Genomic DNA, 17,282 nt, shown 5'->3' with positions numbered 1-17,282 from the left:
AAAATCATGACAGAACGTAGTCCGTTAAGAGTTGGAATTGGTGGACCAGTAGGTTCGGGTAAAACAGCACTTACGCTTAACTTATGCCGTGCCTTGCGTGATAAATACAATATGGCTGTAGTGACAAACGATATTTATACCAAAGAAGACTCAAACTTTTTAACCCGTAATGAAGCGATGTCGCCAGATCGTATTGTGGGTGTGGAAACAGGTGGTTGCCCACACACAGCAATTCGTGAAGATGCCTCAATTAACTTGGCTGCGATTGATGATCTATGCGAAAAATTTGATGGCTTAGAGCTTATTATTATTGAAAGTGGTGGTGATAATTTAGCCGCGACATTTAGCCCAGAACTCTCTGATTTAACTTTGTATGTTATTGATGTCGCTGGTGGAGAAAAAATCCCTCGTAAAGGCGGGCCAGGTATTACCAAGTCAGATTTACTGATTATTAATAAAACTGACCTTGCACCAATGGTCGGTGCAAACCTTGATGTCATGGACCAAGATGCGAAACGCATGCGCGGTGAAAAGCCATTTTTATTTTCAAACATGAAAACACAAGATGGTCTTGAACAAATTATTCAATTTATTGAGAAACAAGGGCTGTTTAAGGCTTAAGGAGTAACTATGAACTTCATTAAGAAATGGGGCATTGGGCTCCTTAGCATGTTACCGGCATTAGCCATGGCACATCCGGGACATGATCATGCACATTCAGGGTTTATGGCAGGTTTTATTCACCCTTTTACTGGGCTTGATCATTTAGTCATGGCTTTGGGTTTTGGTATCTTGTTATGGTCAGCAGCTAAACAGTGGAAAATTGCTGGTGTCATTACACTAAGCATTACTTTGATTGTAGGCTTTTTAATAGGTGCTGAAGGTTTGGTGCCAGCTAGTATCGCTGAATACGGCATTATCGCTTCTTTGATTGTTACAGCGATTGCATTATGGACAAAATCAAATCGGATTTTGCCTATTGCTGCTGCATTACTCGCAAGCTTTCATGGTATAGCGCATGGTGTTGAACTCGCACATGCGGGACATATTGTTGCATTAGTAGCTGGTATGGTTACTGGTATGGCACTTATCTATTGCTGTGGCTTAGCATTAGGTGCATTGTTTACGCGATATGTACCTTATGGCAAAAAAATTATGGGTACTTGCGCAGCAATTGTTGCAGTTATTGGTTTAAGTTAATTAAACCCTTGCAAAAAAAGGTAGCTTTAAGCTACCTTTTGGGATTTGCAAAATAAAATGTGTGTGCATAAAAATATTTATCCTGTTTTTACAGCGCTGATTATCTTTTACAGTGGATATGTTCAAGCCTATGATTTTTTTCAATCAGAAAGTGATTCTACTTTACTAGATACAGAGCAGTTATTAGATCAATCAGATTTAAACTTGGAACAAAGGCGATTAGCCATTGAGCATGATGATGAAGTTAATAACTATAATGTGCTCAAAAACGAGTTTTATTCAAATGAGCGTTGGGTAATTTATAATTACACGGCCTATGATACTGGGCAACTTCAGAACAAAAACAGCAATGGTTTAACGAATCATATTAATATTCAAGATTTATCTATTTCAGTTGGATATGGAGTTAATTATAGTGTTAATCCAAGACTGAAAATTGGTTATGAATATATTTCGAGTTTTCCTTATGATCGAGGTCAACTCATACGATTTTTTACGATCTATTTATTCTGAAATAAAAAAAATAAAATAATCTAATTCAAATAAATAGATCAGGTAAATTAATTCTTTATAAAATCCTACATGTTTAAATTTTCTGATAAAGGCCTGCGTGGACAGTACCTGCTTTAGTGGTTTTCACTTGTTGCCATGATGCAGGAAGATGAAGCTGGGATAAATCTCGGTCAGCTTCAACATAAATGTATCCATTATTTTTGATATGTGAATCTGCCAATTGAGCAAGCTCTTGCCATAGATTGAGACTATAAGGCGGATCTAAAAAAACGACATCAAATTGTTCTTTTAAGCGCGGTAATGCTTGCTGAGCAGTTGCGTTGAATAAATGACAATTCTGCGCTTTTAAAAGCTGGATATTCTCTTTTAAAAATCGTGCTTGGGTCTTATCAGGTTCAATCATATAAACAGATGCGGCACCGCGCGAAAGTGCTTCAAAGCCTAATGCACCAGAACCTGTACAGATGTCGAGAACCTGAGCATTTTGAATGTCCCACATGAGCCAATTAAATAACGTTTCACGAACACGATCTGGGGTGGGTCTTAAACCTTCAATACTTGCGAATGGTAAAACTCGTCTTTTCCATTCGCCCCCAATAATGCGTAATTGATTTTTCATTATTCATCGATCTCATTTGTAGCAGGGCGAGCAGGAGTAGCTTGTGGAGCAGATGCTGCTGCGGTAGTTGTAGCAGGTGCTGGCGTAGAGCTAGCAGTTTCGCCGCCACTTGGAAGCTCACCCGGTTTAATTCCTGCTGTCATAAGGCCACCATTAACTTGATGGTTGGCTGGACGAATCGGATTTTTATTGCGGGTTAATAACCAGTAATCAAATATCGGTTTAGCAAGTTGAGCTGCTGAACCACCATGACGACCATTTTCCCAAATGACCGCAATAGCAATTTCAGGTTTGTCAGCAGGTGCAAACCCAACGAATAAACCATGGTCAAGTTGGCGTTCACTAAGCGCAGCTTCGTTATAACGTTTACCCTGTGCAATACTTTTAACCTGTGCTGTACCTGTTTTTCCGGCAATTTGATATAGCGATGTACGGATACCACGTCCAGTACCTGATTGAATTACATCAATCATGGCTTCTCGCATTTTTACCCAGTCTTCGTCTGTACCGTTAAAATTAATTTTTCCATCAGGTGCATTACGGACTGAAAAAGGTTTTGCACCATGCGATGACCGTAAAACATGAGGAGTAACGTGAGAACCATGATTTGCCGTGATTGCAGTTGCCATTGCGAGTTGTAATGGGGTTGCAGTAAATGCACCTTGACCAATACTGACGGAAATTGTTTCACCTTTCATCCATTTGGTTTTGCGTGTACGCATTTTCCATTCTGGACTTGGGTATAAACCTTCACTTTCACTTGGTAAGTCGACACCTGTTTTTTGACCAAAGCCAAATTGGCGCATCCATTGGTTCATCTGGTCGATGCCCATTTGATTTGCCAAAATATAAAAATAGGTATCGCAAGACATGATAATGGCTTTGTGCATGTTCACGATGCCATGACCAGTTTTTTTCCAGTCACGGAATTTGTGAGAGTCACCAGGTAAATGGAAATAACCTGGGTCAGAAATAGCAGTAGACCAGTCGACAATACCATAATGTAAACCGCCCATTGCTTCCATTGGTTTAATAGTCGAACCAGGAGGGTATGCCCCTTGAACAGCACGGTTATAAAGAGGTTGGTCGATGTTGTCACGTAGAGAGCTATAATCTTTATGATTAATACCCGTCACAAATAGGTTTGGGTTAAAGCTTGGGCTTGAAACTAACGCAAGAATTTCACCAGTACGTGGGTCTATCGCAACAATTGCACCACGACGACCAGCAAGTTGCTGTGATGCTACGACTTGTAAACCATAATCTAATGATAAATAGAGGTCATTACCACGAGTTGGATCTTTACGTCCTAAATGACGCAATACATTACTATGAGCATCGGCTTCTACAGATTCATAACCTGGCGTCCCATGAAGTAAATCTTCATAGCTTTTCTCTACGCCAATTTTACCAATCAGGTTTGTTCCAGCATATAAGTCTTTATCAATACTTTTTAATTCTTTATCGTTAATGCGGCCAACATATCCGATCACATGAGCAAACAATTCACCATGTGGATAATAGCGCGTCATTTGGGTTTCAATTCTGACCCCAGGGAATTTGTATTTAACTTCACTAAACTTGGCAATATTTGTCTCGGTCAAGTTTAGCTTAATTGCAACGCGTTCAGTTTTTCTTGCCGTTTTAATACGACTTTTAAAGCGGTCTATATCTTCTTGAGTAAGTTCTAAAATGGGTTGTAGTTGTTCAATAACGGCATCAGGATTTTCAACATCTGCTTTACTTAATGTTGCTGTAAAAACCGGATAGTTGTCGGCTAGTAAAACCCCATTGCGATCATAAATATAACCACGAGCAGGTGGGAGTGGTTGTAAACGAATGCGGTTTTTATCCGATGCAGTCGAGAACTCATCGTAATGAAAAATTTGCAGATAAGCGTATCGGCTGGCTAGTACCAATAGACAGATAATCACAAGACCTACGGCAAAAAATATACGACCTCGATAAATGCGCTTTTCTTGCTGGATATCTTTTAAAGGAAAGTGCTGTTTCATACGGATCGACTTAATGACATAGGGTGAGAAAAATAGCTGCTTATTCTAACGCAAGCGCAGTTAAAATATCGCATAATTTTCAAAGTTTCAGTGAAGAGGAAAATTGGCTTTTTTGACTTTGTAGACAACAAAATTGTAGAGTCTTGTATATAAGAAGCAAAATAATTCTGTTAAAGTCTTTCATTCAATAGAATAGGGTTGTTCTCACTATACGATTAGGGAAAATGGAGAAAATAATGAGAAAAATTTATCCCTTACTTGCAGTTTTGACAGTAAGCAGTTGGGCAAATGCTCAAGATTATTCATTTCTTCCAGAAGCAAAATTAGCAGATCACAAAGCGTCTACTTGGAATGTAGGTGCAGGTTTTACTCAAAAATTGTTACATCTTAATGGTGAGTGGGTAAATCCTTATGGTATTGCCTATGCCAAGGTTGGTGCATTTTTAAATGGTGATAAAACTACTGGTGGACAGGTTGGATTTCGCTATCCTTACTATCTGACTGGAACAGATAAAAATGGCTACTATATTGGCTTTTATGCTGGACACCTTGATAGCAAGCCAGTGGATGGAGAGTATAAATCTCGTTTAGGTGCTGGTGTCGATTTGGCATATGTATTGTTGAATTCAGAAAGAATTAGTACTTTTAGTGTCGGTATTGGTGCAGCTGAAAAACTAACTGACCAGAACGGAGCAGTTGCTGCGAAGACCAAACCACAAATTCAATTTTCTTATTCTCTAAGTTTTGGTTTATAAAACAAAGCATTTTATCGTTAACTCGCCATAAGCAGAGCACAAATAAATACGAGAGTCTTACATGTTAGAGTACGTCAGCGAATTGTGGCAGACCTTTTTACACAGACCTGATTTTTGGGCCGTTTTAAGTATCATCCCAGTTACTGCCTTTGTCACATGGGCACATGTGTGGATGGCGTTAAAAATGGTATTTTACCCAATTAAATTTTGGGGTTTTCATTTAGGCCCTTTACCAGTCGGTTGGCAAGGAATTGTGCCGCGCAAAGCTGGACGTATTTCAGGAATTATCACCGATAATACTTTATCTAAATTAGGTTCTTTACGTGAGTTTTTAGAGGCCATGGACCCTGAAGACATGGCACGTATTATTGGTGAGCAAGTCGGATTTGAACTTGAGCATTTGATTGATGAGGTGATGATCGATCGTAATGCCGTACTTTGGGAAAATTTACCTTATTCAATTAAACGCCGTATTTATGCACAGGCACATAAACAATTACCCGGTGTATTAAGAGAATTAGTGACTGAGCTGACTATGAACGTCGAGTCACTGGTGAATATGCGTGAAATGGTCGTGAGCCAGATGGAAGGTGATCGCCGTTTAATGGTACGTATGTTTTTAAAAGTAGGCCAAAAAGAGATCAACTTTATTTGGCATATTAGTGCTTTAATCGGGATGTTCTTTGGTATTTTTCAAATGGTTGTCTGGTTCGTTGTACCTTGGCACTGGACTGTTCCGTTTTGGGCTTCAATTTGGGGTTTTTTAACCAACTGGATTGCAATCTGGATGGTATTTAATCCAATTGAACCAAATTATATTCGTTACCCACAGATTTTTAGATTAACAAAAGACCGTAAGTTCCCTTGGATTGTGCCAGTTCTTCGAATTGGGACGTATAATTTCCAAGGTGCTTTCATGAAGCGTCAAGAAGAAGTCTCTGATGTGTTCTCAAGTGTAGTTACAGAAGATCTGATCACGTTAAAATCGATTATGACTGAAATGATGTATGGGCCGCGTAAAGATAAGACGCGCCGTATTGTGAAACGTCATATTAACGAAATTATGGAAACACCACTTGTTCGTACATCTTTACAGCTTTCTTTAGGGCCAAGAGAGTACGCAAGATTAAAGACGGACTTGATTGATCGTTCAATTGAAATTACGATGGGACCCGTATGTGACCCTGCACTAAATGCAAGCCGGGCACAGAAGATTTTTCAAATGTTTAAAGAGCGTATTCGTGAACTAACACCAAAAGAGTTTCAGAATTTATTACGTCCTGCATTTCAAGAGGACGAGTGGATTCTTATTGTATTAGGTGGGGTAACCGGATTTATTGCTGGTACAATACATTTGTTTGTAGCTTTCTTATAATTCGACGTCGGGCAGGATCTATTGAAGATTAATGAGACTTTTTCTGCCAGACTTCATTCATTGTTTTAAATGAGGATGTTTTTTATGCGCATTATCTTACTCGGACCACCTGGGGCAGGCAAAGGTACTCAGGCTCAGTTGATCTGTAAGCGCTACAATGTCCCACAAATTTCAACCGGTGATATGCTCCGTGCTGCGATTCGTGAAGGTACTGAACTTGGTCTAAAAGCTAAAAGCGTAATGGAATCTGGCGGTTTAGTTTCAGATGAACTTATTATCGGTTTAGTAAAAGAACGTATTGCTCAACCTGACTGTGCGAATGGCTGCATTTTCGATGGTTTCCCACGTACTATTCCTCAAGCAGAAGCATTGGAAAAAGAAGGCATCAGCATTGATCACGTGATCGAAATTGATGTGCCTGACGAAGAAATCGTAAAACGTCTTTCTGGCCGCCGTCAGCACCCAGCTTCTGGTCGTGTTTACCACACTGTATACAATCCACCTAAAGTGGAAGGTAAAGATGACGAAACTGGTGAAGATCTTGTTCAACGTCCAGATGACCAAGAAGAAACAATCCGTAAGCGTCTAGCGTCTTATCATACTGAAACAGAGCAATTAGTTGGTTTCTACCAAGGCCGTGCTGCTTCTGGTGAAAATGCGCCAACTTATGACAAGCTTGATGGCTTACGTACAATTGAAGATGTACAAAAAGATTTGTTCAACATCTTAGACAAATAATTTAATATTATTTGTGATAAAGAGCCCTCTTTGTGAGGGCTCTTTTCTTTCATCAAGTGCGGGAGAACGATATGAAAATCATTTTGATTGTAGTGGTATTGCTGAGTCTGGCACTATTGTTATTTTTACTATATCAAAGTCAAAAAATGCTACGTCATGTGCAGAAACAACAGGCTTTGGAAAATAAAAAGAACGGACGAGAACGTCAACTACATCCCAAATTGCAGCAGATTAAAAAACCTCAGGATTAACTGAGGTTCTTTGTTGGAATTGCTTTTATAGCACCAAATTCAAAGCGGTCTGGCCAGTTACATACATCGGCAACTACACACTCTGAGCATTTCGGTTTACGGGCAATACAGCAGTAACGGCCATGTAATATCAACCAGTGATGTGCATCTATAATAAATTCTTTCGGAATCACCTTAACTAAACGGTGTTCAACCTCAAGTACATTTTTGCCTACTGCTAAGCCGGTACGGTTTCCCACACGAAAAATGTGCGTGTCGACAGCCATAGTTGGTTGTCCGAAAGCAGTATTTAAAACCACATTTGCTGTTTTACGTCCAACACCCGGTAAAGCTTCCAAATCTTTTCTATTGCTTGGAACCTCACCGTTAAATTGCGCCATTAAAATCTTACAGGTTTTAATGACATTTTCAGCTTTGGCGTTATAAAGGCCGATGGTCTTTATATATTCTTTTAAACCATCTACACCTAAGTTATAGATTTTTTCAGCAGTATTGGCGACAGGATAAAGCTTATCTGTTGCTTTGTTTACGCTAACATCGGTCGCTTGTGCCGATAACATGACGGCAATTAATAATTCGAATGGAGATGAATATTTTAATTCGGTTTCTGGAGAAGGTCTTTGTTCACGAAGGCGTTCAAAGAAAATTTGAATCTGCTTTTTCGTCATATTTTTGACAGCCATTCAGACCTCCTGTAATTGAGTGAGTTGCTGTTGTAGTTCATCAAGTTGAAGACGCTTTTTTGCATCTTCTCGAACACTGAGCTGCTTTTCCAATTTTTTAATTTGTGTGCGAATTTTAGCTAATTCAATAGTCGTTTTTGCGTCATTTACAATTACTTCTTTCTGCTTCTCAATGATTTGAATTGAAGGCAGATCATCAAGTGCTTGTGAGAACTGTGCAAAAAATTGTGTGTCAATTTCAGCGCGTACGACAGGCCCTTTGCGATGTATACGACGTTTCTCTTCGCGTTGAATATGCGCGTAGTAACGTTGTCTTAAATCATTTTGTTCTGCAATTCTTTGCTGTTCATTTGGTAAAGCTTGAGTGTCTTCGACCAGATCAATACAGTCAACTGGGCAGGGTGGAATACATAACTCACAACCTGTGCATAGATCAGTCAAAATGGTATGCATGAGCTTACCACTACCAATAATGGCATCTACAGGGCAGGCATTAATGCATTTTGTACATCCGATACATTCGTCTTCACGAATAATCGCTTTCATACGTTGTGGGCGTCCATCTGCTTGTACGGGCCAGACACTTGTTTCAGCAGGCAATGACGAGCGATTTAATAGTTTTGCGAGCGCATCGGCCACTGGCTGTCCACCAGGAACACATTTATTTGCATCTTCACCTTCAGCAATGGACTTTGCGTAAGGTAGACAACCATCACGGTGTCCACATAAACCACATTGTGTTTGTGGCAATAACGCATCGATCTCGCGTATGAGAGAAATAGATGGATTCATAGAGGAAAATAGCTTGTTTAAAACGATGCGATAATGAAGAAAAACCTAAGTAAGGTCAATGGATTTTAACGAATTTATAGGCTTTTTGATTGACCTAAAATGTAGCTAATATTGCACAATAATAGATCAAAAAAATTGAAATGATAAATGACTATTATTGATTTTTAGATAGTTTCTCTAAAATTAACTTTATGATAATTAATAAAAATAAAATAATTTAAAATAACTATTGTTAAAATTGATGGAAAGGGATTTAATATTTTGCTGCTAAATGATGCATTTTAAAATGTATTGCACCAATTTAATTCATTACTATGCTGAGGACCGTGCATTGAAATATAACAACCTGAATGAATTCCTGAATTACGTGCAAGTGCGTGATCCGCATCAACCTGAGTTTTTACAAGCTGTCGAAGAAGTCATGACAAGCTTGTGGCCATTTATTGAAAAAAATCCGGAATATGCAGAGCATGGATTGTTAGAACGTTTGGTTGAACCAGAGCGTGTAATTCAATTTCGTGTTTCATGGATGGATGATCAAGGCCAGACTCAAGTGAACCGTGCTTTTCGTGTTCAATATAATTCAGCAATTGGTCCATTTAAGGGTGGTATGCGTTTCCATCCGTCGGTCAACCTATCTATTTTGAAATTTTTAGGTTTTGAGCAAACTTTTAAAAACTCACTGACCACTTTACCAATGGGTGGTGGGAAAGGTGGTTCAGATTTTAACCCTAAAGGTAAATCTGATGCTGAAATTATGCGATTTTGTCAGGCACTCATGATTGAGCTTTACCGTCATTTAGGTCCAAATACCGATATCCCTGCTGGAGATATTGGTGTGGGTGCGCGTGAAGTAGGCTACATGGCTGGCATGATGAAAAAACTCAGCAATGACACTGCATGTGTATTTACTGGTAAAGGAATTTCATTTGGCGGCAGCTTAATGCGTCCGGAGGCTACAGGCTATGGTACGGTTTATTTTGCAGAAGAAATGCTAAAAACACGTGGGCTATCTTTTGCTGGTAAAACTGTTTCGGTCTCTGGTTCTGGTAACGTTGCTCAATATGCTGCGGAAAAGGCAATGTTCTTGGGCGCAAAAGTGGTCAGCTTATCGGACTCTAATGGTACTGTTTATCTAAAAAATGGTTTTACAGATGAGTTGTTGGCTGAAGTCATGGAGTTGAAAAACGTTAAACGTGGACGTATTTCGGAGTTTGCTTCTAAGCATGGCTTTGAATATTTTGAAGGTAAAACACCTTGGCATATTCCTGTAGATATTGCTTTACCATGTGCAACACAAAATGAATTAACCGATGAAGATGCTAAAACGCTCATCGCTAATGGTGTCATTTGTGTAGCTGAAGGCGCTAACATGCCATCTACACTTGAAGCTGTTGAACATTTTATTGAAGCTAAGATTTTATATGCTCCGGGTAAGGCATCTAATGCGGGTGGGGTGGCCACTTCTGGTTTAGAAATGTCTCAAAATGCAATTCGTTTGGGCTGGACACATGCTGAGGTTGATGAACGCTTACATGCAATCATGAAAGACATTCATGCCAATTGTGTTAGATACGGTACTAAAGAAGACGGTCGTGTGAACTATGTAGATGGTGCCAATATTGCAGGCTTTGTAAAAGTTGCTGATGCGATGCTTGCACAAGGTATTTATTAAAATATAGAAATAAAAAATCCGATGCAAAAGCATCGGATTTTTTTAGTCTAAAAATTATTTTTTAGGCTTTTTAACCATTTCTTGCTCTACAACCATATCTAACACATCTGCTTGGCTAGATTGATCTGCTGCTGGGTTTTTCACTTCAAAGCGTTTTACACGTAAAATTACGCGTTGGTTTGGATTGTGTTCAAAACCTTCGATTTGACCATAATATAATGACCAGTTTTTGTCGGCATAAGTTTTAACGCCTTTGTCATCATATTTAATTTCACGAACTTGCATACAAGTTTGTGGCGCAACACCCGTACAAGATTTAGTTTCTGGCGCTACTTCAAGAAAAACAGTTTTACCTTCAGACTGGTATTTTGCTTCAGGTGTCATTTTACCTGTGAACGTATATTTCTGACCTTGAGCATCAACGATTGTCAATGTTGGTTGATCGGCATTTGATGTATTAAGTTCAAATGGAATCGCACGTTTTTGGAACAGGCTGCTAGAGAATTGTTCCTGTTTCATTAATGCAGGTTCACACGCCATCATAGTCGACATTACATCAGCAGTTACGATGGTATTGTTTTCAACTTTCCAAGTAGTGCCTTGGCGGTTACAACCTGTTGCGATAGATAAACGGTCGTTTGTGAAGTTAAGAACAATCGGCTTTTTAGTATTTTCAGGTTGGTATGACCAAGAATAATCAGTTAAAGCTTGAGTATTAGTTGCTTTTACGCCTTGGAAAATATGCTTTTGACCTGCTTTATCTGTCACGCTTAAGATTACCTGACCATTGCTGTTACTAATTTCAATTGGCAATTTTGCTTCACTAAAGATGCTATTAGACAATTGTTCTTGTTTCATTAAATCGTCTTGGCAAGCCATCATTGTTGATGCAAGAGGAGAGGTTACAAGCTGGTTACCTTCAACTTTCCAAGTACCACCTTGACCATTACAACCTGTGTTAATTGCTAATTTGCCGTCTGCATTAAAGTTAAGAACAAGTGGCTTAGATGCTTTTACATTTTGGTAAGTCCAAGTATATTCACTTAGAGTTGCTGCAAGATTTTGTTGTTGCTCAGATACAATTGGAGCTTGAGTATGTGAAACTGTTTGACACGCCATCAAAGAAAAAGGTAATAACGCAAGAATTAAATATTTAATTTTCATTTAAAAACTTCAAGTAAAAAAACAACAGCACTAAGCTTAAAACATTCTTAAAAAAAGAAAATGTAAACATATGATTGTTTCGGTTTTCAAAATGTATAAGTTTGTAAATTATCCGAATTTTTAATAAAAATAATGCTATACCCCGCGAAAACGGGGTATTTCCTAAAAATTAATCAAAACGATATATATCCATACCTAATGAACCCATTGTGAAGCTGCTATGAACAATCGTAAAACGATGACCAGTTCCCATAGCGAAAAATAACGGTGCAAAATGTTCAAGAGTTGGATGATTACGTTTTATATAAGGCAGTGATTGCCATTCCAACACGCCATCGTAATCTTGATGTGAAAGCTTATTAACGACAGTATTTCTAAAAGTTGAAGCCCATTCAGGAACATTTGAATTGTCACCTTGCCAAGACAACTCAGCAAGATTATGGGTAATACTTCCAGAACCAATCAATAAGATTTGCTTTTCACGTAAAGGCGCAAGCGTTTGTCCAATTCGATAAATTTCTTGAGCGCTTAAGGTCATCGGTAAAGAAATTTCAACAACGGGAATGTCTGCATCTGGATACATGTGTAAAAGAGGCATCCATACACCGTGGTCGCGAGGACGAGTACTATTGGCATGTGCAACAAAATGAGCATCTGCCAATAACTTCAATATTTCTTCGGCAAGTTCGGGTTGACCAGGTGCACTATAGCGAATCTCGTATAACTCGGGCGGGAAACCACGGAAGTCATGCCATGTTTCTGGTCGTGTTGAACTACTTACTTCAAGTGCTTTACTTTCCCAATGAGCAGACATCACGATGATTGCTTTTGGAGTTGGTAGATTTATACTAAGACGGTGTAAAGCAGGACCCACTTGTTCTGGATCAAGTGCAAGCATGGGTGAACCATGTGAAATAAACAGTCCGGGAAGGGTTTGTAGTTCCATTTCATTACACCTGAGTTGAAAAGCAGAATAGTATTCATTATGCCAAAATCAAGACATGTTAAAAGTATCTAGATTTCAACGGATTGTTCTTAAAATGAAACGGTTGTTCCATTTATGCGCGGTGATACGGATGGTTGTGATTAATACTCATTGCTCGGTATAACTGCTCAATTAATAAAACACGCACCAAAGGGTGAGGCATAGTTAGTTTTGAGAGTGACCAATGCCAAGCAGCAGCTTTACGTACCTGATCTGATAAGCCATCTGGACCGCCAATAGCCAGTACCACATCATTTCCTTCAAGCATCCATTGTTTCATGGTGTCAGCTAGCTTTTCTGTGCTGAGTTCACGGCCACCCACCTCTAAAGCAATCAGTGTCTCGTTTGGTTTTAATGCATTTAAAATACTTTCACCTTCAATTTGACAGTATTTTAAAATATCCGCTTCCGAGTCATTTTTACCGCGTTTTGCCATTGGAAGTTCAATCACTTGAGTCTGGACAAAAGGCTGGATGCGTTTGAAATAATCTTCAAAACCAGTAAGTACCCAAGCAGGCATTTTTTGACCAATGGTCAGAATACGAATTTTCATGTGGTCTATTCAGTCAAAACGGCTGACACATTATACCTGAGGAGATGATAACCGCGGGGTGCAACTGGGCATAAAAAACGCAGTCCAAAAAATGGTGTTGGACTGCGATCAAATGATCATCTGTCTGGAGTTCAGATGACCATAGAGAATAAAAACAAGGCTATCTGTAACATAAGATAGATAAGAGTAAATAATAAAATTAATCACTCTTACTTCTTATTATGAGGATGGTTGGATATTTTTCAATCAAATTATGTAACAAAAAAAGAGAGCCGAAGCTCTCTTTTTTTTATTTTTCAATTAGTGACGCGCTGCTTTTGAACCTTCTACCGGTTTTACAATCGGTGTTTTGGGTAAAGGCTTTGGCATTGCAGTTAATGCTAAAGGTAAGATTTCATCAATGCTTTTCACAGGTTTGATTTCTAATCCTTCTTTAACATTGTCAGGAATCTCTGCCAAATCACGAACGTTATCTTGAGGAATAAAGACAAGCTTAATTCCACCACGATGTGCAGCAAGAAGTTTCTCTTTCAAGCCACCGATACGCATCGCACGACCACCAAGACTTGTTTCACCTGTCATTGCGATGTCTGGACGAATCGCAATACCAGTAAATGCTGATACAAGTGCAGTTGTTAATGCCAAACCAGCAGATGGACCATCTTTTGGAGTTGCACCTTCAGGTAAGTGAACGTGTACATCAGTTTCTTCAAAACGAGACGCTTCAATACCAAGTTCATCAGCACGTGTACGTACTACAGTCATTGCTGCGGTAATCGATTCTTTCATTACGTCACCGAGTGAACCAGTTGTAATAAATTTACCTTTACCTTTAACAGCTGCAACTTCAATAGTAAGTAACTCGCCACCGACAGAAGTCCATGCCAAGCCATTTACACGGCCTACTTGTGCTTCATCTTCAGCAATACCAAAGTCAAATTTGTGCGGACCTAGATATTCAGGAAGATTGGCAGAGGTAATGTCAAGCTGTAAGTTTTTAGACTTTTTACTTACCGCTTCTTTTACCACTTTACGCGCAATTTTAGAGACTTCACGTTCTAAACTACGAACACCAGCTTCACGTGTATAGCGTTGAACAATGTCACGAATCGCTTCTTCATGAATTGTTAACTCTTTTGCACGTAAACCGTTGTTCTTAATTGCTTTAGGAACAAGGTAACGTTCAGCAATGTTTACTTTTTCATCTTCGGTATAACCCGGTAGACGAATGACTTCCATACGGTCCAGTAACGCTTCTGGAATATTCATACTGTTTGCAGTACAGATGAACATGACTTCAGAAAGGTCAAGATCAAGATCTAAATAGTGATCGTTGAACTTACTGTTTTGTGATGGATCAAGTACTTCAAGCAATGCAGAAGCTGGGTCACCACGGTAGTCTTGTGCCATCTTGTCAATTTCGTCGAGTAAGAACAATGGGTTCTTCACGCCAACTTTCGTTAAAGACTGCACAATTTTACCTGGCATCGCACCTATATAAGTACGACGGTGTCCACGAATTTCTGCTTCATCACGTACGCCACCAAGCGCCATGCGAACAAATTCACGACCTGTTGCTTTAGCTACTGATTCACCGAGTGAAGTTTTACCAACCCCTGGAGGACCTACTAAACAGAGAATAGGGCCTTTGAGTTTTTTCACACGTGATTGAACAGCTAAGTATTCAACAATACGGTCTTTAACATCATCAAGACCATAGTGGTCAGCATCAAGAATCTCTTGTGCTTTTGCTAAGTTAATACTGACTTTGCTCGCTTTGTTCCACGGTGTATCTAAAATCACTTCTAGATAGTTACGTACAACGGCAGCTTCACTAGATGCTGGCTGCATTGCTTTAAGTTTACGGAACTCAGCTTCAGCTTTTTTGCGTACGTGTTCAGGTAAATCAGCTTCAGCAAGACGTTTCTCTATTTCAGCAACGTCATCTTCAGCACCGCCATTCATATCGGAAAGTTCACGTTGAATGACTTTCATTTTTTCATTTAAAAAGTATTCACGTTGGTTCTTTTCCATTTGGCGTTTTACGCTGTCATGTAAAGTTTGCTCAATTTGCTGTTCAGCAGATTGATTCATCAAGTAGTTCATTAACTCTTGCAAATGCGCTTCAAATTCATCGTGCTCTAAAAACTTCTGTTTAATTTCAATATTTAGAGGTACACGAGTTGCTACGAAGAACATAAGTTGCAATAAGTCTTCGATTTTATTGGCAGCAGCAACGAGTTCACGTGCATTACGTAATTTTGCTTCTGCATATTGAGCAAATAAGTTACGTAACTCTTGTAAACGAGTTTCTTGAGTTGCCTTATCTACATTAATAGTCATTGGACTTAGATCATGTTCAGCAGTCAAATAACTATCTTCATCGATAATTTTTGTGAGCTTAGAACGATGTAAGCCTTCAATAAGTACTTTAATGCAGTTTTCATCATTTTCATGATTAACTACTTGTACAATCTTAGCGACTGTACCGTACTGGTATAAATTGTCGTGATCAATTTCTTCTGTAAGCGAATCTTTTTGCGCAACTACAAATACTAAATTGTCACTGTTACGAGCCACATCAACTGCATTGATCGATTTTTCACGACCCACGAATAGCGCAATTTGCATGTGTGGATAAACCACAACATCACGTAAGGCTAATAGTGGTAATACACTTGGAACCTGAGGCTCTAAGTCAGTTTTTTCATTCATAATAAGTTCAGACATGGGCACTCCTAATGAGTGACAACGAGGTTGCCATGTTTTTTATAGTGATGTGTATTTCAAAAATTACAAGGGCATGACAATAGAAAATGTTGAAAAAATGACTAATTTAGTCAACTTTTTTTTAAAAATGTTATGAATCAATAGATTAATTCTTAAGAAGAATAAAATTTTGTAGTGAAGCTAAGCATTTTTACTTAATAATTAGTCTTTGCCGTACAAGTAAGGAAATCAGTTTTCAAAACAAATGTTTTGTTTAGTTTTATTTTATAATAAGTGTTTTTATTAAGTATATTTAAAAATTTATTTATTTTATAAATTATTATGAGTAGAATAAATATAATATTATTTATAATATGCAGGTTTATTTTAAATTAAATGATTTTTGCTAAATAATTATATTAATAATGATATTTATTTTAGAGTTAATATTCTATTTTTATAATATACAGATGTATTTTAAAATGTATTTATTTTCATTAACTTTATAAAAATTAATCATATATTTAGAGTTATTATTCTATTTTAAGATAAGTTTACTTATTTTTAACAAAAACAAAACATTCTATCGTTAATTAATTTTTTATTTATTAAATTCAGTAATTTGAAATTAATTATAAAAATGTAATTTGTGATTAAAATCACAATTTTTCTTATTATTATTTTGTTTTTATATTTACCCTTTAAATTTATTCAATTAGGATGCCGCCTCTTTTTTTGGGCCGAAAATTTTAAAAATGTATTTGTACATTTTTATTGGTCTTTGAGTTTGGTATTTGTCTGAGAATTTTTATGAATAAAGTTTATAAGGTCATTTGGAATGCTTCGATTGGAGCATGGGTTGCAACATCTGAAATTGCAAAAGGTAAAACGAAGACTAAATCAAAAACTTTAAATGCATCAGCGATTATTTTAACTAGTTTAATTAGTTTTACGCCAAATGCTTTTGCAGGGACAAATACCGAGGGTGGAGTAGGCCAAGGAACATCTATTTCAGGTACAACTTCTTGTCGTGAAGGGAATGCAAGTACTGCCAATGAAAAAGATGTCGCTATTGGTTGTGGAGCCCAAACTCGGGCAACAGCACAGCCAACAATCTGGGTGGTGGATCAAGCTATGACAGCACGACAGGTGCAGTCAGCTCGCCAACCTATACCGTGAATGGCAACAACGTCAATAACGTGGGCGATGCGATCACGGCATTAGATAAAGGCTGGACTTTACAAAGCAATGGGTC

16 protein-coding genes and 1 pseudogene are annotated in these 17,282 nt (G+C 38.3%); 9 read left to right on the top strand and 8 right to left on the bottom strand.

All coding sequences use genetic code 11. The features are described 5' to 3' along the window. The first annotated feature begins 6 nt into the window (after nucleotides 1–6). From ureG to MSG95_RS06325, 3 genes are read left to right on the top strand one after another with little or no spacing between them, the layout of a single operon-like run. Nucleotides 7–621, top strand: coding sequence for an urease accessory protein UreG (gene ureG, locus MSG95_RS06335; RefSeq protein WP_039248672.1), 615 nt, complete (start codon nucleotides 7–9; stop codon nucleotides 619–621). A gap of 9 nt (nucleotides 622–630) precedes the next feature. After that, nucleotides 631–1,200 carry a HupE/UreJ family protein gene (locus tag MSG95_RS06330; RefSeq protein ID WP_039253401.1) on the top strand — a complete coding sequence of 190 codons (570 nt, stop codon included), beginning with the start codon at nucleotides 631–633 and terminating at the stop codon, nucleotides 1,198–1,200. Nucleotides 1,201–1,257: 57 nt separating this feature from the next. Next, nucleotides 1,258–1,713: a hypothetical protein gene (locus tag MSG95_RS06325; protein WP_077164781.1), complete on the top strand. Its 456-nt coding sequence runs from the start codon at nucleotides 1,258–1,260 to the stop codon at nucleotides 1,711–1,713. A 73-nt stretch (nucleotides 1,714–1,786) separates the two neighbouring features. Here the strand turns inward: MSG95_RS06325 and rsmD are convergent, their stop codons facing one another. Together rsmD and mrdA are read right to left on the bottom strand one after the other, a co-directional pair. Next, a complete protein-coding gene (gene rsmD, locus MSG95_RS06320) occupies nucleotides 1,787–2,332 on the bottom strand; it encodes a 16S rRNA (guanine(966)-N(2))-methyltransferase RsmD (RefSeq protein ID WP_039253403.1) in 546 nt (181 codons plus the stop codon). Next, nucleotides 2,332–4,347 carry a penicillin-binding protein 2 gene (mrdA, locus tag MSG95_RS06315; protein WP_077164780.1) on the bottom strand — a complete coding sequence of 672 codons (2,016 nt, stop codon included), beginning with the start codon at nucleotides 4,345–4,347 and terminating at the stop codon, nucleotides 2,332–2,334. Before mrdA ends, rsmD begins: the two co-directional genes overlap by 1 nt. Nucleotides 4,348–4,583: 236 nt before the next feature. On the opposite strand from mrdA, the gene MSG95_RS06310 reads away from it, so the two are divergent. The 4 genes from MSG95_RS06310 to MSG95_RS06295 all read left to right on the top strand — a co-directional run bounded on the left by MSG95_RS06310 (nucleotide 4,584) and on the right by MSG95_RS06295 (nucleotide 7,466). Next, nucleotides 4,584–5,102, top strand: coding sequence for a hypothetical protein (locus MSG95_RS06310; protein ID WP_077164779.1), 519 nt, complete (start codon nucleotides 4,584–4,586; stop codon nucleotides 5,100–5,102). Nucleotides 5,103–5,163: 61 nt separating this feature from the next. Beyond that, nucleotides 5,164–6,477 (top strand): hypothetical protein, encoded by a 1,314-nt coding sequence (locus MSG95_RS06305; RefSeq protein WP_077164778.1) that lies wholly within the window; start codon nucleotides 5,164–5,166, stop codon nucleotides 6,475–6,477. Between the two features lie 84 nt (nucleotides 6,478–6,561). Further along, complete coding sequence (gene adk / locus MSG95_RS06300) at nucleotides 6,562–7,215, top strand: adenylate kinase (RefSeq protein WP_002117671.1); 654 nt, start codon at nucleotides 6,562–6,564, stop codon at nucleotides 7,213–7,215. Between the two features lie 71 nt (nucleotides 7,216–7,286). Beyond that, nucleotides 7,287–7,466, top strand: a complete 180-nt coding sequence (locus MSG95_RS06295) for a hypothetical protein (protein ID WP_077164804.1) — start codon at nucleotides 7,287–7,289, stop codon at nucleotides 7,464–7,466. Here the strand turns inward: MSG95_RS06295 and nth are convergent. Further along, a complete protein-coding gene (gene nth / locus MSG95_RS06290; protein ID WP_324624711.1) occupies nucleotides 7,463–8,149 on the bottom strand; it encodes an endonuclease III in 687 nt (228 codons plus the stop codon). The two genes, MSG95_RS06295 and nth, sit on opposite strands and share 4 nt — an antisense overlap. After that, on the bottom strand, nucleotides 8,150–8,941 hold the full coding sequence (locus MSG95_RS06285; RefSeq protein ID WP_077164777.1) for an RnfABCDGE type electron transport complex subunit B: 792 nt from the start codon (nucleotides 8,939–8,941) through the stop codon (nucleotides 8,150–8,152). A gap of 271 nt (nucleotides 8,942–9,212) precedes the next feature. Between MSG95_RS06285 and gdhA the strand changes: the two genes are divergently transcribed. Next, entirely contained in the window at nucleotides 9,213–10,616 is a 1,404-nt protein-coding gene (gdhA, locus tag MSG95_RS06280; RefSeq protein WP_077164776.1) for an NADP-specific glutamate dehydrogenase, read from the top strand. Nucleotides 10,617–10,670: 54 nt separating this feature from the next. Here gdhA and MSG95_RS06275 read toward each other — a convergent pair whose 3' ends face one another. From MSG95_RS06275 to lon, 4 genes are all read right to left on the bottom strand, one after another. Next, complete coding sequence (locus MSG95_RS06275; RefSeq protein ID WP_324624710.1) at nucleotides 10,671–11,780, bottom strand: META and DUF4377 domain-containing protein; 1,110 nt, start codon at nucleotides 11,778–11,780, stop codon at nucleotides 10,671–10,673. Between the two features lie 169 nt (nucleotides 11,781–11,949). Then, nucleotides 11,950–12,726, bottom strand: coding sequence for a dioxygenase (locus MSG95_RS06270; protein WP_151819287.1), 777 nt, complete (start codon nucleotides 12,724–12,726; stop codon nucleotides 11,950–11,952). Nucleotides 12,727–12,838: 112 nt separating this feature from the next. After that, nucleotides 12,839–13,318, bottom strand: coding sequence for a 23S rRNA (pseudouridine(1915)-N(3))-methyltransferase RlmH (rlmH, locus tag MSG95_RS06265; protein WP_004703042.1), 480 nt, complete (start codon nucleotides 13,316–13,318; stop codon nucleotides 12,839–12,841). Nucleotides 13,319–13,618: 300 nt separating this feature from the next. Then, nucleotides 13,619–16,048 (bottom strand): endopeptidase La, encoded by a 2,430-nt coding sequence (gene lon / locus MSG95_RS06260; protein ID WP_004703041.1) that lies wholly within the window; start codon nucleotides 16,046–16,048, stop codon nucleotides 13,619–13,621. Nucleotides 16,049–16,837: 789 nt separating this feature from the next. Here lon and MSG95_RS06255 point away from each other — a divergent pair. Next, nucleotides 16,838–17,181 (top strand): annotated as a pseudogene (locus tag MSG95_RS06255) (ESPR-type extended signal peptide-containing protein); the annotation flags it as partial. Nucleotides 17,182–17,282: the final 101 nt, after the last annotated feature.

The sequence above is a fragment of the Acinetobacter sp. IK23 genome, from assembly GCF_035615275.1.
Lineage (GTDB): Bacteria > Pseudomonadota > Gammaproteobacteria > Pseudomonadales > Moraxellaceae > Acinetobacter > Acinetobacter seifertii.
The sequence above is the reverse complement of the archived record's forward strand: the minus strand, read 5'-3'. Positions and strand labels throughout refer to the sequence as shown.

Bases quoted from the DNA above. Each gene is read 5' to 3' on its own strand.
- MSG95_RS06295 (WP_077164804.1), top strand. From the start codon at position 7,287: ATGAAAATCATTTTGATTGTAGTGGTATTGCTGAGTCTGGCACTATTG.
- rlmH (WP_004703042.1), bottom strand. From the start codon at position 13,318: ATGAAAATTCGTATTCTGACCATTGGTCAAAAAATGCCTGCTTGGGTA.
- adk (WP_002117671.1), top strand. From the start codon at position 6,562: ATGCGCATTATCTTACTCGGACCACCTGGGGCAGGCAAAGGTACTCAG.
- rsmD (WP_039253403.1), bottom strand. From the start codon at position 2,332: ATGAAAAATCAATTACGCATTATTGGGGGCGAATGGAAAAGACGAGTT.
- MSG95_RS06305 (WP_077164778.1), top strand. From the start codon at position 5,164: ATGTTAGAGTACGTCAGCGAATTGTGGCAGACCTTTTTACACAGACCT.
- lon (WP_004703041.1), bottom strand. From the start codon at position 16,048: ATGTCTGAACTTATTATGAATGAAAAAACTGACTTAGAGCCTCAGGTT.
- MSG95_RS06275 (WP_324624710.1), bottom strand. From the start codon at position 11,780: ATGAAAATTAAATATTTAATTCTTGCGTTATTACCTTTTTCTTTGATG.
- nth (WP_324624711.1), bottom strand. From the start codon at position 8,149: ATGGCTGTCAAAAATATGACGAAAAAGCAGATTCAAATTTTCTTTGAA.
- MSG95_RS06270 (WP_151819287.1), bottom strand. From the start codon at position 12,726: ATGGAACTACAAACCCTTCCCGGACTGTTTATTTCACATGGTTCACCC.
- MSG95_RS06310 (WP_077164779.1), top strand. From the start codon at position 4,584: ATGAGAAAAATTTATCCCTTACTTGCAGTTTTGACAGTAAGCAGTTGG.
- gdhA (WP_077164776.1), top strand. From the start codon at position 9,213: ATGATGCATTTTAAAATGTATTGCACCAATTTAATTCATTACTATGCT.
- ureG (WP_039248672.1), top strand. From the start codon at position 7: ATGACAGAACGTAGTCCGTTAAGAGTTGGAATTGGTGGACCAGTAGGT.
- MSG95_RS06330 (WP_039253401.1), top strand. From the start codon at position 631: ATGAACTTCATTAAGAAATGGGGCATTGGGCTCCTTAGCATGTTACCG.
- MSG95_RS06285 (WP_077164777.1), bottom strand. From the start codon at position 8,941: ATGAATCCATCTATTTCTCTCATACGCGAGATCGATGCGTTATTGCCA.
- MSG95_RS06325 (WP_077164781.1), top strand. From the start codon at position 1,258: ATGTGTGTGCATAAAAATATTTATCCTGTTTTTACAGCGCTGATTATC.
- mrdA (WP_077164780.1), bottom strand. From the start codon at position 4,347: ATGAAACAGCACTTTCCTTTAAAAGATATCCAGCAAGAAAAGCGCATT.